The 478-nt window shown below is 66.3% G+C and carries 1 protein-coding gene and 1 pseudogene; one reads left to right on the top strand and one right to left on the bottom strand.

Features of this window, described 5'->3' with window-relative positions:
- A partial coding sequence (locus tag D7V97_RS43595) for a DUF3107 domain-containing protein (RefSeq protein WP_147445284.1) occupies positions 1-257 on the top strand: 257 nt, incomplete at its 5' end.
- Here D7V97_RS43595 and D7V97_RS43600 read toward each other — a convergent pair.
- Positions 244-478: pseudogene (locus tag D7V97_RS43600) on the bottom strand (TetR/AcrR family transcriptional regulator); the annotation flags it as partial. The gene D7V97_RS43595 and the pseudogene D7V97_RS43600 sit on opposite strands and share 14 nt — an antisense overlap.

The following is a 478-nucleotide window of genomic DNA, read 5'->3' on the forward strand; positions in this document are numbered from 1 at the left end:
GTATCACGGACAGTCCGCGCGAGCTGGTGTTCTCCAGTGCGCAGACGCCCAGTGAGGTAGAAGAACTCGTCAGCAACGCGCTGCGCGACGACTCTGGTTTGCTGACCCTGACCGACGAGCGGGGCCGTCGCTTCCTAATTCACACCGCCAGGATCGCCTATGTCGAGATCGGTGTCGCAGACGCCCGCCGGGTGGGCTTCGGCGTCGGGGTGGACGCCGCAGCTGGGTCCGCCGGAAAGGTTGCTACGAGCGGGTAAGCGGGACGTGGGACAACCCGCCCCAGGCGAACTGCACGGTGCCCTCGAAGGCGTCGGACTTGGAAATCGGCTTGTCGGCGTCCAGCCAGTATCTGGCGCAGTCGACGCTCATTCCGACCAAGCCCACCGCGATCATCCGGGCGCGGTGCGGGTCCAGTCCGGAATCGGCGCTGATCAGCGCGAACACTGCGTCGATGCACGATTCGGTGGCCACCCGCACC

It is taken from the genome of Corallococcus sp. CA053C, assembly GCF_003611675.1.
GTDB lineage: Bacteria > Myxococcota > Myxococcia > Myxococcales > Myxococcaceae > Corallococcus.